At 61.2% G+C, this 20555-nt stretch carries 18 protein-coding genes; 6 read left to right on the top strand and 12 right to left on the bottom strand.

Annotated elements, in window-relative coordinates:
- The first annotated feature begins 12 nt into the window (after positions 1–12).
- Genes BFP89_RS19405 through BFP89_RS19395 form a run of 3 tightly spaced genes read left to right on the top strand, consistent with a single transcriptional unit; the run spans position 13 to position 2052 of the window.
- On the top strand, positions 13–681 hold the full coding sequence (locus tag BFP89_RS19405; protein WP_065887008.1) for an amino acid ABC transporter permease: 669 nt from the start codon (positions 13–15) through the stop codon (positions 679–681).
- Positions 678–1328 carry an amino acid ABC transporter permease gene (locus BFP89_RS19400; protein WP_065887007.1) on the top strand — a complete coding sequence of 217 codons (651 nt, stop codon included), beginning with the start codon at positions 678–680 and terminating at the stop codon, positions 1326–1328. Before BFP89_RS19405 ends, BFP89_RS19400 begins: the two co-directional genes overlap by 4 nt.
- The gene (locus BFP89_RS19395) at positions 1315–2052 is read left to right on the top strand and encodes an amino acid ABC transporter ATP-binding protein (RefSeq protein WP_065887006.1); all 738 of its coding nucleotides are present in this window, start codon (positions 1315–1317) and stop codon (positions 2050–2052) included. The genes BFP89_RS19400 and BFP89_RS19395 overlap by 14 nt, the downstream gene beginning before the upstream one ends.
- Here the strand turns inward: BFP89_RS19395 and BFP89_RS19390 are convergent.
- The 4 genes from BFP89_RS19390 to BFP89_RS19375 form a co-directional block, all read right to left on the bottom strand.
- Complete coding sequence (locus tag BFP89_RS19390; protein WP_065887005.1) at positions 2024–2572, bottom strand: hypothetical protein; 549 nt, start codon at positions 2570–2572, stop codon at positions 2024–2026. The genes BFP89_RS19395 and BFP89_RS19390 overlap by 29 nt on opposite strands.
- On the bottom strand, positions 2562–5063 hold the full coding sequence (locus tag BFP89_RS19385) for a fimbria/pilus outer membrane usher protein (protein WP_065887004.1): 2502 nt from the start codon (positions 5061–5063) through the stop codon (positions 2562–2564). Before BFP89_RS19385 ends, BFP89_RS19390 begins: the two co-directional genes overlap by 11 nt.
- A 7-nt stretch (positions 5064–5070) precedes the next feature.
- A complete protein-coding gene (locus tag BFP89_RS19380; protein ID WP_083208108.1) occupies positions 5071–5760 on the bottom strand; it encodes a fimbria/pilus chaperone family protein in 690 nt (229 codons plus the stop codon).
- A 131-nt stretch (positions 5761–5891) separates the two neighbouring features.
- Entirely contained in the window at positions 5892–6548 is a 657-nt protein-coding gene (locus BFP89_RS19375) for a DUF1120 domain-containing protein (RefSeq protein WP_065887002.1), read from the bottom strand.
- Positions 6549–7031: 483 nt separating this feature from the next.
- Between BFP89_RS19375 and ppx the strand changes: the two genes are divergently transcribed.
- A complete protein-coding gene (gene ppx / locus BFP89_RS19370; protein ID WP_065887001.1) occupies positions 7032–8534 on the top strand; it encodes an exopolyphosphatase in 1503 nt (500 codons plus the stop codon).
- A gap of 143 nt (positions 8535–8677) precedes the next feature.
- Here ppx and ppk1 read toward each other — a convergent pair whose 3' ends face one another.
- Together ppk1 and hemB are read right to left on the bottom strand one after the other, a co-directional pair.
- Complete coding sequence (gene ppk1, locus BFP89_RS19365; protein WP_065887000.1) at positions 8678–10900, bottom strand: polyphosphate kinase 1; 2223 nt, start codon at positions 10898–10900, stop codon at positions 8678–8680.
- 17 nt (positions 10901–10917) lie between these two features.
- Positions 10918–11931, bottom strand: a complete 1014-nt coding sequence (gene hemB, locus BFP89_RS19360) for a porphobilinogen synthase (protein WP_065886999.1) — start codon at positions 11929–11931, stop codon at positions 10918–10920.
- A 208-nt stretch (positions 11932–12139) separates the two neighbouring features.
- On the opposite strand from hemB, the gene BFP89_RS19355 reads away from it, so the two are divergent.
- Positions 12140–12775: a DedA family protein gene (locus tag BFP89_RS19355; RefSeq protein ID WP_065886998.1), complete on the top strand. Its 636-nt coding sequence runs from the start codon at positions 12140–12142 to the stop codon at positions 12773–12775.
- Here the strand turns inward: BFP89_RS19355 and BFP89_RS19350 are convergent.
- Entirely contained in the window at positions 12756–13991 is a 1236-nt protein-coding gene (locus BFP89_RS19350) for a sterol desaturase family protein (protein WP_065886997.1), read from the bottom strand. The two genes, BFP89_RS19355 and BFP89_RS19350, sit on opposite strands and share 20 nt — an antisense overlap.
- A gap of 115 nt (positions 13992–14106) precedes the next feature.
- Between BFP89_RS19350 and elbB the strand changes: the two genes are divergently transcribed.
- Positions 14107–14772, top strand: coding sequence for an isoprenoid biosynthesis glyoxalase ElbB (elbB, locus tag BFP89_RS19345; RefSeq protein ID WP_065886996.1), 666 nt, complete (start codon positions 14107–14109; stop codon positions 14770–14772).
- A gap of 106 nt (positions 14773–14878) precedes the next feature.
- Here elbB and BFP89_RS19340 read toward each other — a convergent pair whose 3' ends face one another.
- The 5 genes from BFP89_RS19340 to BFP89_RS19320 form a co-directional block, all read right to left on the bottom strand.
- A complete protein-coding gene (locus tag BFP89_RS19340) occupies positions 14879–15334 on the bottom strand; it encodes a YaiI/YqxD family protein (RefSeq protein ID WP_065886995.1) in 456 nt (151 codons plus the stop codon).
- 2 nt (positions 15335–15336) lie between these two features.
- Positions 15337–17232, bottom strand: a complete 1896-nt coding sequence (locus BFP89_RS19335) for a cytochrome c/FTR1 family iron permease (protein WP_065886994.1) — start codon at positions 17230–17232, stop codon at positions 15337–15339.
- 111 nt (positions 17233–17343) lie between these two features.
- A complete protein-coding gene (locus tag BFP89_RS19330) occupies positions 17344–17976 on the bottom strand; it encodes a LysE family transporter (protein WP_065886993.1) in 633 nt (210 codons plus the stop codon).
- A gap of 87 nt (positions 17977–18063) precedes the next feature.
- Positions 18064–18636: a mechanosensitive ion channel family protein gene (locus BFP89_RS19325; RefSeq protein WP_065886992.1), complete on the bottom strand. Its 573-nt coding sequence runs from the start codon at positions 18634–18636 to the stop codon at positions 18064–18066.
- Positions 18636–20546, bottom strand: coding sequence for an ATP-binding cassette domain-containing protein (locus BFP89_RS19320; RefSeq protein WP_065886991.1), 1911 nt, complete (start codon positions 20544–20546; stop codon positions 18636–18638). Before BFP89_RS19320 ends, BFP89_RS19325 begins: the two co-directional genes overlap by 1 nt.
- Positions 20547–20555: the final 9 nt, after the last annotated feature.

Below are 20555 nucleotides of genomic sequence, written 5' to 3'. Positions count from 1 at the left end.
CGGAGTTGATCCATGGCGTATCAATTTGACTTTATGCCGGTGCTGGCCAACACCGACCTGCTGTTGCGCGGCGCGCTGTTCACCCTTGAGCTGACGGCAATCGGCGCCATCCTCGGCGTGGCCCTGGGCACGCTCGGCGCCGTCGTGCGGGCATGGAAAATCCAGCCGTTCGCCTGGTTTTTCGGGGTGTATGTCGAGTTGATCCGCAACACGCCGTTTCTGGTACAGCTGTTCTTCATTTTTTTCGGCCTGCCCTCCCTGGGGTTGAAGATCACGGAGTGGCAAGCCGCAGTGCTGGCGATGGTAATCAACCTGGGCGCCTATTCCACCGAGATCATCCGTGCCGGCATCCAGGCCGTCCCGAAAGGGCAGCTGGAAGCCGCCGCCGCACTGGCGATGACGCGTTTCGAAGCGTTCCGTCATGTGGTGCTGCTGCCGGCACTGGGCAAGGTGTGGCCGGCCCTGAGCAGCCAGATCATCATCGTGATGCTCGGCTCGGCGGTGTGTTCGCAGATTGCCACCGAAGAGCTGAGCTTTGCCGCCAACTTCATTCAATCGCGCAATTTCCGCGCCTTTGAAACCTATGCCCTGACCACCCTGGTTTACCTGTGCATGGCGTTGATGATTCGCCAACTGCTGAACTGGATCGGCCGCCGCTATGTGATGAGGAACAGTCGATGAGTGATTTTTCCTTCTGGGACATCGTGCGCAACCTGCTCACCGGCCTGCAATGGACGCTGTTGCTGTCGCTGGTGGCGTTCATCGGCGGGGGCCTGATCGGGTTGCTGGTGATGATCCTGCGCATCAGCAAAAAGGCATTCGCGCGCAATGTTGCGCGCACCTATATCGAGCTGTTCCAGGGCACGCCGCTGCTGATGCAGCTGTTTCTGGTGTTCTTCGGCGTTGCCCTGCTCGGTGTGGATATCTCGCCGTGGCTGGCGGCAGCCATCGCCCTGACCCTGTTTACCAGCGCCTACCTCGCCGAGATCTGGCGCGGCTGCGTTGATTCCATTGCCCACGGGCAGTGGGAGGCGTCGGCCAGCCTGGCGCTCAACCCCCTTGAACAACTGCGCTACGTGATCCTGCCCCAGGCCTTGCGTATTGCCGTGGCGCCGACCGTAGGGTTTTCGGTGCAGGTGGTCAAAGGCACCGCCGTGACCTCGATCATCGGCTTTACCGAGCTGACCAAGACCGGCGGCATGCTCGCCAACGCCACCTTCGAACCTTTCATGGTCTACGGCCTCGTGGCCCTCGGTTACTTCCTGCTCTGCTACCCCTTGTCCCTCAGTGCGCGCTACCTGGAAAGGAGACTGCATGCCTCTGCTTAGAATTTCTGCCCTGCATAAATATTACGGCGATCACCACGTGCTCAAGGGCATTGACCTGACCGTTGAAGAAGGCCAGGTGGTGGCGATCATCGGCCGCAGTGGCTCGGGTAAATCCACCCTGCTGCGTACCCTCAATGGCCTGGAGTCGATCAACGACGGCGTGATCGAAGTCGATGGCGAATACCTCGACGCCGCCCGCGCCGACCTGCGCAGCCTGCGGCAGAAGGTCGGCATGGTGTTTCAACAGTTCAACCTGTTTCCACATTTGACCGTGGGCGAAAACGTCATGCTCGCGCCGCAGGTGGTGCAGAAAGTGCCCAAGGCCAAGGCAGCGCAGTTGGCTAAACAGATGCTGGAACGCGTGGGTCTGGGGGAGAAGTTCGATGCCTTCCCCGACCGCCTGTCTGGCGGCCAGCAGCAACGTGTAGCAATTGCCCGCGCGCTGGCCATGTCGCCCAAGGTGCTGTTGTGCGACGAAATCACCTCGGCCCTGGACCCGGAACTGGTCAATGAAGTGCTCAGTGTGGTGCGCCAACTGGCCAAAGACGGCATGACGCTGATCATGGTGACCCACGAAATGCGCTTCGCCCGCGAAGTCGGTGACAAGCTGGTGTTCATGCACCAGGGCAAGGTGCATGAAGTGGGCGACCCCAAGGTCGTGTTTGCCAACCCGCAAACGCCCGAGCTCGCCAACTTCATCGGCTCCGTGGAACAGCCGGGCTGACCAGTTCAAAACTACCCTGCCCTTCCAACAGCGTCTGGCTGCGTACTTGCAAGGCGTCGGCGGGCAGGTCGGTGTCGATGTCGACCTGGGCCGTCAAGCGCTGGCCTGTCACCGGTCCCCCTGCGGCACGGGCCACCAGGACCTGTCCGGGCAATAACTGCCCGCCCGCGCCGGCATCAGGCTGGCTCATCATCGCCCATTCGACGGGACGCCCATCCACCTGTGCATGCTTGAGGCTCAACCGCAGTCGGCCCTGCTGGCCGAAGCGGAACGTTTGCCCATTGGCGGCACCGATAAACCGCAACGCCATTGCCGATGGCTCGACACACAACACGTTGAGCTGCAGCGATCGCGTACCGAGCGTGACCGTAGCGCTTTCGGCCAACGCCTCCCTGCGAATGACACCGTAGTCAATACGTGGTTGGCTCAACGACAACCGGCAGTTTTCGGCCCGTGCCTCCTGGGCCAGCAAAACCGTACAGAACAGCGCAGCGCCGATGCTTGCGAGCTTACCGACCATGGCACACCGCCGCAGTGGTTTCGAAGAACTTGTCATTGTCAGGCTGGCCTCCAGGTGAAATGTTCAGCAGGCAACTGGCAGAGTCCGGCAGTAAAACCTTCAGGTCCTGCAAGTCGTTCACGTCATTGAGAAAGATCGTGCCCTCGCCCACCACGCTGGTCAGAAAACGATCGCCCTTGCCGAACACCGCAGCTCCCTGGGGCAATGGCCGACCCTGATCATCCGTAGCGTTGACCAGCATACGGCGCACTTTCACCACATCGAATGCCACCGTGTTGACGGAACCGCGACCTGCGGCAAGCACCCGGGTGCCGTTCTTCAAATCAACGCGCTTTGGCAAGGACTGGGTTTGCACTTCGATGTGGCTGTTGGTGTAGGCAGGCAAGCCTGGAAGCACGGCCTGGCCGGTGAAGTCGGTCCATACGGGGCCTTGCGGGGTGTCGATTTTCGCAGCACCAATGTCGCCTACCGACGCAATACCAAAGGTGTCCTGCACCGTGTAAGGCGAGAAGGTAATTCCACCTCCGTGAGCGACCACGCCACCTTGCAATTGCCCGTTATAAGTGGTGCCCAATGGGTCGCGACTGGCACCCAGACCGACTCGGGTGTAACGCGGCGTGAGATCTACCTGGCCGCGTACCGATTGCTCCCTCGCACTGAGGTCGCGCTCGACGCCCACCTCGTAATTCACATACTCGTTGACCCGCTCATTGAGCGCCGTACCGGCACGGGATTGCCCCCCACGGCGGCTGACATAGCTGCTCACGCGACGATCAACGCCCAAGGGCATGCTGACCTGCAACCGCAGGGACAAGTCATCCTCACGCACGGTGTCGCGCCGGTTCCTGTCCCGCGCAGCGTCACGGCGGGACTGGGTGCTGCCGACCTGGGAGTCGGCAATCAACGCAACATCGGCGTAGCGGAACGACTTGTTCCATGACGCGAATACGTGTTCGCTCGATTGCCCGTCGAATTGAGCGCCGCGGGTATAGCCCAGGGAGAACGCCCCCAGGGTGGGGTCGACCCATGTCACGCCCGCCGTGTATTGATTCTTGAAGCGCGATTCCAGCACATCGGCCTTGAAGGGCCGGCCCGCCTCGACCACCTCGCGATAGCCCCGGGTCTGGCTGGTGGCGCTAAGGTTGAGATCGATGCCAGCGGAGACCGGGCTGCTCACGGATACGCTACTGCGTGAACCGGACACCGCATTACGGCTGTCGCGGGACAGGTTATGGCGCGCGCCCAGCGATACCCGCTGGAAAAACACACTGCTCAACGTGCCACCTGCCGACCAGTACTCGTCGCTGCTCAACAAGCCGAATCCGCCGGATGAATCACGTCCCAGGCCCCAGGTCCCGCTGGCCATGGCGACAATCGGCGAGGGCCCCTCACCATGGGTTTCTTCACGTATCTTGCCCAGGGAAAAATAATAACCAGGCGCCGCCGGCACGGCGCCGGCGAACGAAGCCGCCGGCACCACGAAGCTGCGTCGGGCTCCGCGCACGTCAATCACACTGACCTCAAGGTCGCTCGTGCCATTGAGCAACGGCAAACCGGTCAGTCGGAAAGGCCCCTCGGGCACCAGCGTACTGTGGATCAACACACCGGACTGACGCACCTCGATGCGCGACTGACTCTGAGCCAGGCCTTCCACCACGGCATTATTGCTGCCCGCAGGCACGCGCGACTGGCCGTCGGGAGAAAACTGCACACCCGACAACTGGATGCCGCCAAACAATGGGTTGTTGCTGGAAAGCTGGCCGGCCTGGAACGTCGACTGCAATGCGGCGATATCTCGCTGCGCATAGGCATACAGGTGCTCATTGTGCGCCACGCCATTATCGGAGACATAGAGTTGACGACTGCGAACAATCCAATCGCCCAGGTTGAACCCCGCTTCGGTGTAGGCCGATACGAACCGGCTGTTCCCGCTGCGCGAATGGCTGTCGAAACCTTGCACGTCGTAGTTGAACAGCGCCGCCGCCCCGCCCCGGGCAAAGTCCCCGGCTTCCCACTGCGGTCCGCGCAATGATGAAGTGGGCACCACCAGCGACACCTCGTCGTTGCCCGGGCGCAGCCGCACCATGGTGGTGGGGAAGGCTCCCAGGAAGTCATGGCACGCCTGGTCGGCGGTGGCGCCCTTGCGCACGACCCCATCAGGCTTTACCAACCCGGCTTTTTCCAGCAACGCCGGGGTAAAGCACAATTGCCCATCGGCATCGAACTGCGCGTCCACCAACCCGAGCGGGTTGCCATTGACTTGCAATCCCACCACCTGGGTGCCCTCGCGAAAGCGCGCCGCCGTGCGAAAGTAGTCGGAGACCTTCGGGTCAATGCCGTGCGTGGTCAATGCCGCCAGGTCAAAGCCCTCTCCCAACTCCAACGCCGGGACAACGCCAGGCAAACTCCAGAGTGTCGCGACCCCCACGAGCAGGGTGGGTCGGCGGGCCCGTAAAGATGTTCCAGTTCGGTGACTCGACAGGTTGGTCATGGGTTGATCAACCCCCATCGGCAGTGATCGGGGCCCGGTAGTTTTCTACCGAAAAGCCGTAGATCGTGGCCGGCTGAATCTCAATGCCGGTGAGTCCCTGCAGGGGGCCTTCAACCTTCACCGCCAGCGCTTCGCCCGGCAGGATGTAGGTGCGTGGCAACGTAGCCTGGGTACCCTGTGGCAATAACCGGACCTGTGGTGCCATGCGCACCACATAAGCGCTGTCGTTGTGAACCGACAAGCGTTCCCCTGTGCTCCGCCACTTCAACAGTTCCCAGGGCGTGTGATGAACGGGCAGGCCCTGGGGATGCAGGATCAGCGGCAAGTTCTGCCGCAGGGTGATACCAATGGTCGCACCGCCCGCAGCACGTGCCTGGGGGATGCCTTCAAAAGTTACGCGCTTTAACCGCTGAGTCTTCAACGGTGCCTTCAAAGTGCTGATAAAGCGGACCAGTTGTGTCTCTCCCGCTTCCACCCGCGCAATAGGCGGCGTCACGATCAAGAGCGGTTCCATATCTTCAGGCACATTTTCTATTACCGAATGCAGTAATGCTGGCGCCGCGTCGGTATTCTTGATGTTTATAGTCGCTTCACCCTGTTCTTCGTTCAGCACAATGACCGTGGTTTCGGGCAACATGCCATCTGCCACCGCAACACCGACAACACAGAGCATCAACATTGCAAATAATAAGCGCATATTTTTTAATACTGGACGACTGGACACACTGTGCTCCCCACAACCTTAAAGTTGACTGCTGATCGCCGGCCGCGCATAAAAAACAGTCGATCAGAAACATCAAGCCTCTTGATCGACTGTCGCTATGTCGCTTAGATGTAACTCAGCTCAAGTGTTGCGCGCCCATCCAGAGTAACGTCGCGGCTCAGGTCCAGGTCCTGGCCTTTATTGATAACCGCTCGCACAGTGATCGTCCCGGTCAACTGGGAGATCGCGGCAGGCGTGGGCGATGAACCACTGCGCCAGGAATATTGACTAGGCGATTGTGCAACCTTGCCATCACTGTTTTGCCAGGCGCCACCGCTGACTCGCATGATCGGAGACAGCGTTGCGCTCGTCGAGCGCAGGTCCTTGAGGGTGACGGCAAAACCACCGGTCTTGCGACCGGCCACGGTGCCCAACCCAAAGTTGTGCGCCTCGGTGTAACCTCCGCCGAGTGCCGTGAGTATGCCCGTTACCTTGCTGCCGGCCTGCAGGTCGACAAACTTGAGACCGAACTGGGCCGGCGTATTGCCACAGCTGACGGTGATAGGCGTGGTTTTTTCGCCAAGCGCGTTGAACGCCGTCTGGGACAGTTGGCCGGAGGGAATATCGCCATAGTTGATAATGCCACCGCCGCTCATGCTGAGGTTGCAGGCGGCGGGCTTGATGACGCCCCTGACGATCAGTTCGGCGCTGGTGGCGGCATAGGCCCCCATGTTTGCCGCCATGCATGCAAGACCCAGGGTCAATCCAACAATTTTCTTCATATTAGACCTGTCACTTAAAGTTATCAGGTGCTTTTCTGTTTTCGTCTTGGCGGCTCCATCGCCAAACGCTTTATCTTCCCGGACACCCACAACGACACATAAATAACACCAAGGCAAAATTGCCGGATGACAGTGTGTCGCTTTGGCGCCGAATTAAAGAATCGGATAAAACTACGGCCACTGTAAGAACAGTAAAAATTTCAGGCTACTTAATAACAACTTAAAGGTAGGCCAAGACAAATTAATCACTGGAATAACCAAACGTACTCTGTAGGAATAATCAAAAACCGGCTTTACTACAACCAGAGTTAAAACTCCCTACAAAACTAAGTCACTACTCAGCAGCTATGATGGGATATCACCCTACATATCTCACAAGAAATCCTCGCAGACAGCTTCAGAAAAATTACCGAAGCACAACGCGTTGGCTCCAGCGGTCGATCGTGGCACGATGACAAGGTTATCGACCGAGATCCCCAAACCATGCCGCAATCCCAAGCCAAGAATCTGTCCCTGATCGCAGCCATCGACCTGGGCTCCAACAGCTTTCACATGGTCGTGGCCAAGGCCCAGAACGGTGAAATCCGCATCCTTGAGCGGCTCGGCGAGAAAGTGCAACTGGCTGCCGGGATCAACGACGAACGTCAGCTCAATGAAGAATCCATGCAGCGTGGGCTCGACTGCCTCAAGCGCTTTGCGCAACTGATCAACGGCATGCCCCCTGGCGCTGTACGAATAGTGGGCACCAACGCCTTGCGCGAAGCCCGCAACCGCAATGAATTCATCCATCGCGCCGAGGAAATCCTCGGGCACCCGGTAGAGGTTATTTCCGGCCGCGAAGAAGCGCGCCTGATTTACCTCGGGGTTTCCCATACGCTGGCAGACACCCCGGGCAAACGCCTGGTCGCGGACATTGGCGGCGGCAGCACGGAATTCATCATCGGCCAGCGTTTCGAACCCCTGCTGCGCGAAAGCCTGCAGATGGGCTGCGTCAGCTACACGCAGCGTTATTTCAAGGACGGCAAGATCACCCCGGCGCGCTATGCCCAGGCCTACACGGCGGCGCGGCTGGAGATCATGAGTATCGAACACGCCCTGCACCGCCTGAGCTGGGATGAAGCCATCGGCTCCTCCGGCACCATCCGTGCCATCGGCCTGGCGCTCAAGGCCGGCGGCCATGGCACTGGCGAGGTGAATGCCGAAGGCCTGGCGTGGCTCAAGCGCAAGCTGTTCAAGCTGGGGGATGCCGAGAAGATCGACTTCGACGGCATCAAGCCTGACCGCCGCACCATCTTCCCGGCGGGCCTGGCGATTCTTGAAGCGATCTTCGACGCCCTCGAACTGCAACGCATGGACCACTGTGACGGCGCCCTGCGCGAAGGTGTGCTCTATGACCTGCTCGGTCGCCATCATCATGAAGACGTGCGTGAGCGCACCCTCAGTTCGCTGATGGAGCGCTACCACGTCGACCTGGAGCAAGCGGCTCGCGTCGAGCGCAAAGCCCTGCATGCCTTCGACCAGGTGGCCGACGACTGGGACCTGCAAAACGGCGTATGGCGCGAACTGCTGGGCTGGGCCGCCAAGGTGCACGAAGTGGGCCTGGACATCGCCCACTACCACTATCACAAGCACGGCGCCTACCTGATCGAGCACTCGGACCTGGCCGGATTCTCACGGGAAGACCAGCAGATGCTCGCGCTGCTGGTGCGCGGTCACCGCCGCAATATTCCCAAGGACAAGTTTGCCGAGTTCGGCATGGACGGCATCAAGCTGATTCGGCTGTGCGCGCTGTTGCGCTTTGCAATCCTGTTCCATCACATCCGCGGCACCCAGGAAATGCCCCAGGTGAAACTGCGCGCCGACGGCGACAGCCTGGAAGTGATGTTCCCCAAAGGCTGGCTGTACGAAAACCAGCTGACCCAGGCGGACTTCGCCCAGGAAGCGGAGTGGCTGACGCGGGTGGGGTTCAGCCTGAACCTGCGCTAAAGCACACCGCAAACCAAATGTGGGAGGGGGCTTGCCCCCGATAGCAGTGGGTCAGTTTACAAATAAGTGACTGACACACTGCCATCGGGGGCAAGTCGAATCGTCGCACCGCCCCTCCCACATTTTTCAGACCGCGCTGGGCTCTAGTTCACCGTCAGGATCGGGCTGCCCAGCTTCTCCAGCAGCGTCGCCTGAGCACTGCGCGCGTTCTGGTTGCCGGTCGGCGTGTTGCGTACATACCGCCCGTCCGACTGCAAACTCCAGCTGTGGGTGTTGTCCGTCAGGTAGCTTTCCAGCTCCTTCTTGACGCGCATGATCAGCTTTTTGCCTTCCACCGGGAAGCAGGTCTCCACGCGCTTGTCGAGGTTGCGCTCCATCCAGTCGGCGCTGGAGAGGAACATCTGCTCTTCGCCGCCGTTCAGGAAGTAGAACACCCGCGTGTGCTCCAGGAAGCGACCGATGATCGAGCGCACATGGATGTTATGCGAGACGCCGACAATGCCCGGGCGCAGGCAGCACATGCCACGTACCACCAGGTCGATGCGCACGCCCGACTGGCTGGCCTTGTACAGCGCGCGGATAATCTTCGGATCGGTCAGCGAGTTGAATTTGGCGATGATGTGCGCCGGCTTGCCGTCGAGGGCAAACTGGGTCTCGCGGGCAATCATGTCGAGCATGCCCTTCTTCAGGGTGAACGGCGCATGCAGCAGTTTCTTCATGCGCAAGGTCTTGCCCATGCCGATGAGCTGGCTGAACAGCTTGCCGACGTCTTCGCACAAGGCGTCGTCGGAGGTCAGCAGGCTGTAGTCGGTGTAGAGCTTGGCGTTGCCGGCGTGGTAGTTGCCGGTGCCCAAGTGGGCGTAGCGCACGATCTCGCCAGCTTCGCGGCGCAGGATCAGCATCATCTTGGCGTGAGTCTTGAAGCCGACCACGCCGTAGATCACCACCGCACCGGCCGCTTGCAGACGGCTGGCCAGTTGCAGGTTGGACTCCTCATCAAAGCGCGCTCGCAGCTCGATCACTGCGGTGACTTCCTTGCCGTTACGCGCAGCATCCACCAGCGCATCGACGATTTCCGAGTTGGCGCCTGAGCGGTACAGCGTCTGGCGCACGGCCAGCACGTGAGGGTCCTTGGCGGCCTGGCGCAACAGGTCGACCACCGGCGTGAACGACTCGAAGGGGTGCAGCAGCAGGATGTCCTGCTTGCTCACCACACTGAAGATGTTCTCGCTGTTCTGCAGCAGTTTCGGGATTTGCGGCGTAAACGGCTTGTATTGCAGCTCCGGATGGCTGTCCAGGCCGGTGATGCTGAACAGGCGCGTCAGGTTGACCGGGCCATTGACCTGATACAACTCGGATTCGGCCAGGTTGAACTGCTTGAGCAGGTAGTCCGACAGGTGTTTGGGGCAGGTATCGGCCACTTCCAGGCGCACCGCATCGCCGTAGCGCCGCGAAAACAGCTCGCCGCGCAGGGCACGCGCCAGGTCTTCGACGTCTTCGGAGTCCAGCGCCAGGTCGGCGTTACGGGTCAGGCGGAACTGGTAGCAGCCCTTGACCTTCATGCCCTGGAACAGGTCATCGGCGTGCGCATGGATCATCGACGACAGGAATACATAGTTATCCCCAGCGCCCCCCACTTCTTCGGGTACCTTGATGATCCGTGGCAACAGACGCGGCGCCGGGATGATCGCCAGGCCCGAGTCGCGGCCGAAGGCGTCGATGCCTTCCAGCTCGACGATGAAGTTGAGGCTCTTGTTCACCAGCAACGGGAACGGGTGCGTCGGGTCGAGGCCGATCGGGGTGATGATCGGTGAGATCTCGTCACGGAAGTAACGGCGCACCCAGGTCTTGATCTTGGTGGTCCAGTGACGGCGACGGATGAAGCGAACCTGATGTTTTTCCAGTTCCGGCAGCAGGATGTCGTTGAGGATCGCGTATTGGCGGTCCACATGGCCGTGCACCAGTTCACTGATGCGCGCCAGGGCCTGGTGCGGTTGCAGGCCGTCGGCCCCGGCTTGCTCACGGGCGAAGGTAATCTGCTTCTTGAGGCCGGCGACCCGGATTTCGAAGAATTCGTCCAGGTTGCTCGAGAAAATCAGCAGGAATTTGAGCCGTTCCAGCAACGGATAGGACTCATCCAGCGCCTGTTCCAGCACGCGGATGTTGAATTGCAGTTGTGACAGCTCGCGGTGGATGTACAGGCTGCTGTCATCCAGGTTGGTGACCACGGCAACCGGCGCCGGCGCCGGCGCTTCGGCAACCACAGCAGGCGGGGCCGGCTCCAGCTCCGGCGGGGTCTCGGCGACTTGTTCAACCACCGGATGAGCGTCTTTTACGACAACTTCTGTAAGTCCTTCGGTATTCATGAGTGTTCCTGTGAGGGCTATTGTTGCTCTCTAAGCAATTGGGCAGCGCGGGCGGCGAAGTAGGTCAGAATGCCATCAGCGCCGGCACGTTTAAAGGCTGTCAGGGATTCGAGGATCACCCCTTCACTCAACCAACCATTCTGGATTGCGGCCATGTGCATGGCGTATTCACCGCTGACCTGATAGACAAAGGTCGGCACTTTGAATTCCTCTTTGACCCGGCAAAGGATGTCCAGGTAAGGCATCCCTGGCTTGACCATCACCATATCGGCGCCTTCGGCCAGGTCGGCCGCCACTTCGTGCAGGGCTTCCTGGCTGTTGGCCGGGTCCATCTGGTACGAAGCCTTGTCGGCCTTGCCCAGGTTCAGGGCCGAGCCCACCGCCTCGCGGAAGGGGCCGTAATAGGCGCTGGCATACTTGGCCGAGTAGGCCATGATCCGCACGTTGACATGTCCGGCCAACTCAAGCGCTTCGCGAATCGCCTGGATGCGACCGTCCATCATGTCCGACGGCGCCACCACCTGGGCACCCGCCGCCGCGTGGGACAAGGCCTGCTTGACCAGCGCATCGACGGTGATGTCGTTCTCGACGTAGCCTGACGGATCGAGGATGCCATCCTGCCCGTGGGTGGTGAATGGATCGAGGGCTACGTCGGTGATCACCCCGAGCTGCGGGAAACGCTCGCGCAGGGCGCGGGTGGCGCGCTGGGCGATGCCCTGCGGGTTCCAGGCTTCGGCCGCGTCAAGTGACTTGAGCTCTGCGGGCGTTACCGGGAACAGCGCCAGCGCCGGAATGCCCAGCGCCACCCAATGCGCGGCTTCTTCAAGCAGCAGATCGATGCTCAAACGCTCCACCCCTGGCATCGAAGCCACCGCTTCCCGGCGATTTTCGCCGTCCAGCACGAATACCGGCAGGATCAGATCATTCGTCGTCAGTACATTTTCACGTACCAGACGGCGCGAAAAATCATCACGACGGTTACGACGCAGACGCGTGGCGGGGAACAGCCGATTGGCGGGGGTAAAGCTCACGACAGACTCCTGAGCCCGCGTTTACGGGCGAGCGGTGCAGTTATAAGCGGCCATTATGACGAACGAATGACAGTTGTGCTTATCGATGCGACCTGTAGTCACATTCTGCACTGACACAGGAATTGTTCACTTCGTGACACATCTCGATACTTTCATGAATCTTCGTGAAGGCGTAGGCTGCGCGTTCATTTCGCCAGCACCCTAGACCATGCTTCAACAATTTCTGCATGACTTCGGCTACTTTGCCCTCTTCCTCGGCACGTTCTTCGAAGGCGAGACCATCCTCGTACTCGCAGGCTTCCTGGCGTTTCGTGGATACATGGATATCAACCTGGTGGTGGTCGTTGCCTTCTTCGGCAGCTACGCCGGTGACCAGCTTTGGTACTACATGGGGCGCAAGCACGGCCGCAAGTTGCTGGCGCGCAAACCGCGCTGGCAATTGATGGGCGACAAGGCGCTGGAGCATATCCGCAAGCATCCGGATATCTGGGTACTGAGCTTTCGCTTCGTCTACGGTTTGCGCACGGTCATGCCCGTGGCGATTGGCCTGTCCGGCTACCCGCCCCTGCGCTATCTGATCCTTAACGGTATTGGTGCAGCGATATGGGCGGCAGCGCTGGGGGCTGCGGCCTACCACTTCGGCGCAGTGCTCGAAGGCATGCTCGGCAGCGTCAAGAAATACGAGCTGTGGGTACTGGGCGCCTTGCTGGTGCTGGGTTTTGGCCTGTGGCTGCGACGCCGCTTCAAGAATGCCCGCATCGCCCGCGAGGCATGCGCCGAGGCCAAGGCTCGGCGCGCTGCCGAACCCGCGCCGGTCGAAACGCCTAAGACGCCAGACGCGTAAGCCGGCCCCTGCAGCAGTAGAGGCCGATCACGCTGAGCGCGGTGTAGCTCGCCAGGCCCAGCCAGCCCAGGTTGCCGGCGGGCCACAGCCCGACCCACGGGGCCAGCCCTACCAAGGGCACATTCAGCCCCAGGCGCACCCACTCGGCCTTCAGCGCCCACGGGCGATTCTCCAGCGCGACCCCCAACGTGAACAGCCCCAACGCCATCGCACCCCAGCCCAGGACCAGCGCCTCCGTAGGCAGACCTTCGCCGATATTCATCAGATAGCTGCCAAACCCCACGTAAACTGCGAATTGCAGCGCTACGTAGACCTGTTGGCGTCTGTCCAGCGGCACCTCGAATTTGCGGAACCGGGCCAGGTCCGGCTTGGCCAGCGGATACTTGGCTTTCACATCGGCGGGGCGCCAGCCGGTGCGCATAAACCAGATGCGCAGCTTGTCCCAGTGGCTTTCAGTACGGCGGGCATCGTTCCACAGCTGCGCATAAAACTGCAGGTTTGCCCACAGCGGGTTCCAGCTGGCCAGGGGCGTGGTGACACCGAAGATCACCGGCTCGTTGTCATCTTCCTCCTGGAACGTGCCGAACAGCCGATCCCAAAAAATGAACACCCCGCCATAGTTGCGATCCATGTAGAGAGCGTTCTGTGCGTGGTGGGCCCGATGATTGGACGGGGTGACGAAGAACCATTCGAACCAGCCGAGCTTGGGAACGTGACGTGTATGGACCCAGAATTGATACAGCAGGTTGAGCGAAGCCACGCTGATGAACACCACCAACGGCACACCGAGCACGGCCAGGGGCAGGTAGAAGATCCAGCTCAGCAAGAAGCCGGTGCTGGTCTGGCGCAGCGCGGTGGTGAGGTTGTAGTCCTCGCTCTGATGGTGCACGGAGTGCGCAGCCCAGAGGATATTGCGCTCATGGCCCATGCGATGCAGCCAGTAATAGCAGAAGTCGTAGAACACGAATGCGAACACCCAGGTCCAGGCACTCCGGGCCGACAACTCGATCAGCGCCAGGTGCTTGAGGGCGAATGCGTAAGTCAAAAGGCCCACACCTTTGGTCAGCAACCCGGTTGTGGTGGACAGCACCCCGGTGCTGAGGCTGTTGATGGCATCCGCCACTCGATAGTTGCGCGCACCGCGCCAGCGGTCGGCCAGCAGCTCAACCACGATCAACGCAATGAAAAACGGTACCGCGTAAGGCACGAAGTCCATGGGCTAGTCCGGTCTTTTTTTGTTACAGCAAGATTAGGTGCAGTGGCGTGAGTTCCCATTGGCAACAGGTTACAAATTAGTAGACATTTAACGCCATGAATCAGGAGAAATGCCCATGAGCAAAAAGATTGCAGTGATCCTTTCCGGCTGTGGCGTATACGACGGTGCAGAAATCCAGGAAAGCGTGATCACCCTGCTGCGCCTGGACCAGCGCGGCGCTCACGTTGAATGTTTTGCGCCGGATATTGCGCAGTTGCATGTGATCAACCACCTCACCGGCGAAGAAATGCCCGAATCGCGTAATGTATTGGTGGAGTCAGCGCGCATCGCCAGAGGCGCGGTCAAGGATATCCGCGAGGCCAACGCTGCTGACTTCGATGCGCTGATCGTGCCGGGCGGGTTCGGCGCGGCGAAGAACCTGTCGGATTTTGCCGTGCAAGGCGCCGGCTGCAGCGTCAACCCTCAGGTCCTGGCATTGGCCGAAGCCTTTGCCGAAGCCGGCAAGCCTGTGGGGCTGATCTGCATCTCCCCTGCCCTGGCCGCGAAAATCTACGGCCCCGGCGTGACCTGCACCATCGGCAACGATGCCGACACCGCAGCCGCCCTGGACAAAATGGGCGCCACCCATCAGGAATGCACAGTGGAAGACATTGTCGAGGACACCGCGCGCAAGTTGGTGAGTACGCCGGCCTATATGCTGGGCAAGAACATCAGTGAAGTCGCGTCGGGCATCAACAAGCTGGTAGACCGGGTGCTGGAACTGACCCACGAAAACGACTGACGCCCTCTTCCTGTAGGAGCGAGCCTGCTCGCGAAGAATCTAAGAGCGCAGCGTCCCTCCAGAATGCCCGCGTTATCGTTGACGTTCTTCGCGAGCGAGCTCGCTCCTACAGAGGCTTCATCAAACGGGTAAGCAGGCGGTCAAGCGCATTGGCAAACGCTTGCTTGTCTTTCTCACCATGGGGCGGCGGCCCGCCGCCCATCTGGCCTTGCTCACGCAGATCGGTGAACAGGTTACGCACCGCCAGGCGCTCGCTCATGTTCGCCGGGCTGAACTCCTTGCCCCGTGGGTCAAGGGCCGTGACGCCCTTTTTCACCAGCCGGTCAGCCAACGGCACGTCGCTGCAGATCACCAGTTCGCCAGGCACTGCGTGTTCAACGAGGTAATCATCGGCTGCGTCAGGGCCGCTGGGCACCACGATCAACTTCACGCAGGAAAAGCCCGGTTTGATCTGACTCTGCCCCGCCACCAGCACCACCTCGAATTGACGCTTGAGGGCGAATTTCACCACCTGATCCTTGGCCGCCCGTGGGCAAGCGTCCGCGTCGATCCAGACCCGCATGCCTACGCCGCCGCCCTTTGCTTCTCGGCCAGGCGACTGCGGCCATACAGCACCACGATCGCCAGTATCGCCACGGCCTGCGCACTCAACGAATACGCATCGGCATGAATGCCCAGCCAGTCAAAGTCAAAAAACGCCACCGGCCGAGTACCGAAGATGCCTGCCTCTTGCAGCGCCTTGACGCCATGCCCGGCGAACACCACCGACAGCGCGCACAACAGCGCGGCGTTGATGCCAAAGAACAGCGCCAGCGGCAGCTTCGCCGAACCGCGCAGAATCACCCAGGCCAGGCCCACCAGCAGCACCAGGGCGGTGGCGCCACCCGCCAGCACCGCTTCGTGCCCGGCCGGGCCGGCTTGCAGCCACAGGGTTTCGTAGAACAGGATCACTTCGAACAGTTCGCGGTACACCGAGAAGAATGCCAGCAGCGCAAAGCCAAAGCGCCCACCGCCGCCCACCAGGCTGCTCTTGATGTAGTCCTGCCAGGCCGCCGCGTGGCGCCGGTCGTGCATCCAGACGCCCAGCCACAGCACCATCACGCTGGCAAACAGCGCCGTGCAGCCTTCCAGCAATTCACGCTGGGCGCCGCTGACATCAATCACATACGCCGCCAGCGCCCAGGTGGCCAAGCCGGCCAACAGCGCCAGGCCCCAGCCGACGTTGACGCTGCGCACCGCCGATTGCTGGCCGGTGTTACGCAGGAAAGCCAGGATCGCGGCAAGCACCAGGATCGCTTCCAGGCCTTCGCGCAGCAGGATCAGCAAACCGGAGATGTAACTCAACGACCAACTCAGGCCGTCGCCGCCGAGCAAGCCGGCAGACTCACCGAGCTTGCCCTTGGCCACGTCCAGGCGCTGTTGCACCTGCTCGATCAGCAGGCCGTCCTGCAATGACTGCCGATAGGCCATCAGCGCCTTCTCGGTGTCCTTGCGCACATTGGCGTCGACGTTATCCAAGGAGCTTTCCACCAGCTCGAAGCCTTCCAGATAAGCGGCTACCGACAGGTCATAGGCTTGTTCGTGGTCGCCGTTACGGAACGCGGCCAGGCTTTTGTCCAAGGTGGCGGACGTGTAATCGAGCAACTGCGCCGGGCCGCGCTTGACCTGCGGAGGTTGTGCACGCTGGGCGCGGAAGGTCGCCGCGGCCGCAGGGCCGTCTGCCGCCAGCACTTCGTTGGGCGTCTGGCGCGCCAGGTCGGCGAGGTTGAAGGGCTGTTCGCTCTTGGCCGCAGCCGGGTCCGCTGTGAAACCTGCGATGTACGTGGCGAGGTCCCAACGCTGACGGTCATCCAACTGGTCGGAAAAGGATGGCATGTCGGTGCCTTCGACACCCAGGCCCAGGGTGTTGTAGATCGCATACAGGCTCAAGCGATCCAGGCGCGTGGCATCGCGCAGGTTAGCCGGCGGCGGTGTCATGCCCATGGCGGCCGGGCCATCGCCGGCGCCCGCCGTGCCGTGGCACACCGAGCAATGCTGGGCATACAGCGGCGCACCGCGCGTGGGATCTGGAGTGATCGCCGGCGCCTGGCTGACTTCATACGCCACCGCCAGTTTGGCACCCAACTGACGCGCCTGGCGGGCGACAGTTGCGCCGTCTGCATGGGCAGTGACGGCCGCCAGTAACTCATCAACGCCCTTTATCAACTCGGCGCGTTCGGGCTTTTCCGGCAGATCTGCTACTAGGCCCTGCAGCACGCCAAGAAACTCCACCTGCTCGCGGTATTCCGAGTCGTCCACCACCTTGCCCGCCTCTACCGTCGGCGGGTAGTCGGCGCCGATGTAATCGAGCAAATGCAGAGCCTGTGGTGCGCCTTCGGCGGTCGCGGCCCATAGATTGAAGCTGCACGACATCAACACCGGCAGCATCAGCCAGGCGAGAAAACGGAAGGGGGCAGTCATGAATGAATCTCAGGTGGAAATACGAAGTAACACTATTGTTGAGCTTTAACCGATTTGACTCAAGGTGTTATTTCGTCACGCCCCTCCCACATTTTGATCCAGTCTCTTCAGTCAGGCCGTCGCGCGATGCAGGCTGGCGAGAAAACCGGCGGCACCGACGAACAGCCCGGCGAACGTACGGTTTACACGCTTCTGCTGTCTGGGCGAGCGCAGCAGGCGCAGGACTTTCGAGGCCAGCCCCGTGTAACCGGCCATTACGATCATGTCGACGCTGATCATCGTCGCACCAATGATCAGGTACTGAATCGCCAACGGCGCCTGTGGATTCACGAACTGCGGCAACACCGCGAGCATGAACACCAGCGCCTTGGGGTTGCTGGCGTTGACCAGGAACCCGCGGAACATCATCGCCAGCGGCTTGCCGATCGGACGTATCGCCGCGTCATCGGTCATGTCCAGCGGCAAGGCGCGCCATTGCTTGATGGCCAGGTACACCAGGTACGCCACCCCGAACCACTTGATCGCATAGAACGCGGTCGATGATGTCGCCAGAATCGCACCCAGGCCGCCCGCCACCACGGCAATCTGCATCGCCAGGCCCAGCTGCAGGCCAATGGCGTTCCAGTAGCCGCGTACAAAACCGTACTGCAGGCCGCTGGACATCGAGGCGATGGCGCCTGCGCCAGGGGAAAGGGAAATGATCCAGCTGGCCACGAGAAAAGCCAGCCACGTGTCGAGTGCCATAGCACACCTCGAAAGGGAGTTTGCGGTTGTGCCTTAAGCTAACTCCGGCGACCAAAGGCTGGCTATAAATTTTTACAAGATATGATTCTAGCGGTCGCCAGGGAACACGTGCGTACCAGGCCAGCGCCGTACCGAACGCTGGAAGAACAAGCTGTTGGGCACTTGCACCATCGCACTGTCGGTGCCGGCCTCCTGCACCTCGATCAGCGTGGTATAGAGCAGATTGATCGCCACCACGCGCCCCTTCACGCCGGGCTTGTCGACGGTGTCCACCAGTTCGACGATATCGCCGAGGCGAAACGGACCCACGGTGAAGATCAAAATGGCGCACAGCAAATTGGACAGCACGGACCACATGGCGAAGAACGCCACTGCCGCCACGGCCACAAAGCCTGACAGCGCCGTCCACAGCACCGTGGCAGATACACCCAGGCGGCCCAACACGAAGATCAGCGCGCTGCCCATGATCAGCCAGCGCAGGCCTCCACGCAGCGGCATCAGCAACTGCGGCGGGAACGGATAGCGCTCACCCAGGCGGGTCAGGCCTTTGGCGACAAAACGCTGGGCAAGGTAGCCGGCCAGCAGGATCAGCAGGATTTGCACGCCGATCCACACAGGTTCGATCCATTGCGCCGGCAAGGGCAGCTGCAACGCGTCCATCAGGACAGCGCCTCGAGCTGCGCTTGCAGGGTTTCAAGCAGTTCGAGGGCTTCCATCCAGGACTCCTCCAATTGCCCTTCGCGCACCTTGAGCCTGGCCTGTTCGGCCAGCAAGTCACGCAATTCATCCTTGCGCGCGGCCTCATACACGGCGCTGTCGCCCAGGCTGGTTTCGATCCTGGCCAGGCGCTCATGCACCTTGCCCAGCTCGGCCTCCAGCTTGTCCGCTTCGCGCTTGTGCGGGGCCAACTGCTGACGCAGTGCGGCGGCGGCCTGGCGCTGGGCTTTCTTATCGGTCTTGTCCGGGTTGACCGGGGTGTTGCTGACCGGCGCATTGCGCAGACGATAGTCAGTCAGCCAGCGGGCATAGTCGTCCAGGTCGCCATCGAACTCTTCGACCTTGCCATCGGCCACCAGCAGGAAATTATCGGTGGTGCTCTTGAGCAGATGGCGGTCGTGAGACACCACCAATACAGCACCGCTGAATTCCTGCAGGGCCATGGTCAGCGCCAGGCGCATTTCCAGGTCCAGGTGGTTGGTCGGTTCGTCGAGCAGCAACAGGTTCGGACGGTCCCATGCAATCAGGGCCAGGGCCAGTCGGGCTTTTTCACCACCGGAGAAGTTCAGCACCGGCTCGTCAATGCGCGCACCACGGAAGTCGAAGCCTCCGAGGAAGTCGCGCAGGGTTTGCTCGCGTTCGCTCGACGCCAGGCGCTGCAGGTGCAACAACGGGCTGGCCTTGGCATCGAGCGAGTCCAGTTGATGCTGGGCGAAGTAACCCACCACCGTATTCTCGCCACGGGTCAGGTGCCCGGCCAAAGGCTCAAGCTCGCCCGACAGATTCTTGATCAGCGTCGACTTGCCCGCGCCGTTAGGCCCCAGCAAACCGATCCGCGCGCCGGGTATGAGCTGCAGCTTGACCTTCTCCAGTACGGTCTTGTCGCCATAACCCAGGCGCGCATCCGACAGATCGAGCAGGGGGCTGGAGATTTTCACCGACTCACGGAACACGAAGTCGAACGGCGAATCGACGTGGGCCGCCGACAGCTCTTCCATGCGCTCCAGGGCCTTGATCCGGCTCTGGGCCTGGCGGGCCTTGGTGGCCTGGGCCTTGAACCGGGCAATGTAGCTTTCCATGTGCGCACGTTGCGCCTGTTGCTTCTCGAACGCTTGCTGCTGTTGGGCCAGACGCTCGGCACGGGCGCGCTCGAAGGCGGTATAGCCGCCACGGTAGAGCGTGATTTTCTTCTGTTCGACATGGGCGATATTGTCGACCACGGCGTCAAGGAAATCCCGGTCGTGGGAAATCAGCAACAAGGTGCCCTGATAGTTCTTGAGGAAGTCTTCCAGCCACAGGATCGCATCGAGGTCCAAGTGGTTGGTCGGTTCGTCGAGCAGCAGCAGGTCCGAGGGACACATCAGCGCCTGGGCCAGGTTCAGGCGCATGCGCCAGCCGCCGGAGAAGTCGGCGACCGGGCGATCCATCTGTTCGTTGGTAAAACCCAGGCCGGCCAGCATCTTGCGGGCGCGGGCGTCGGCGGTGTAGCCGTCGGCGCTGTCGAGTTCCGAGTGCAGGCGCGCCTGGGCGGCGCCGTCCTGGGCTGCTTCCGCCGCGGCGAGGTCGTGCTGTACCTGGCGCAGACGCAGGTCGCCATCGAGCACGTAGTCGATCGCGATGCGGTCCAGGGTGTCGATCTCCTGGCGCATATGGGCGATGCGCCAGTCGGCCGGCAGCAGGCAGTCCCCGGAATCCGGGGTCAGCTCACCCAGCAACAGGGCAAACAACGTGGATTTTCCGGCGCCATTGGCACCGATCAGGCCGGCTTTGTGACCGGCGTGCAGGGTCAGCTCGGCATCTTCAAGAAGACGTTGCGGGCCACGCTGTAATGTTAGGCTTTGAAGTCGGATCATAATGGCGGC

Source organism: Pseudomonas sp. 31 R 17 (assembly GCF_900004915.1).
In the GTDB taxonomy this organism is placed as follows: domain Bacteria; phylum Pseudomonadota; class Gammaproteobacteria; order Pseudomonadales; family Pseudomonadaceae; genus Aquipseudomonas; species Aquipseudomonas orientalis_A.
The sequence above is the reverse complement of the archived record's forward strand: the minus strand, read 5'-3'. Positions and strand labels throughout refer to the sequence as shown.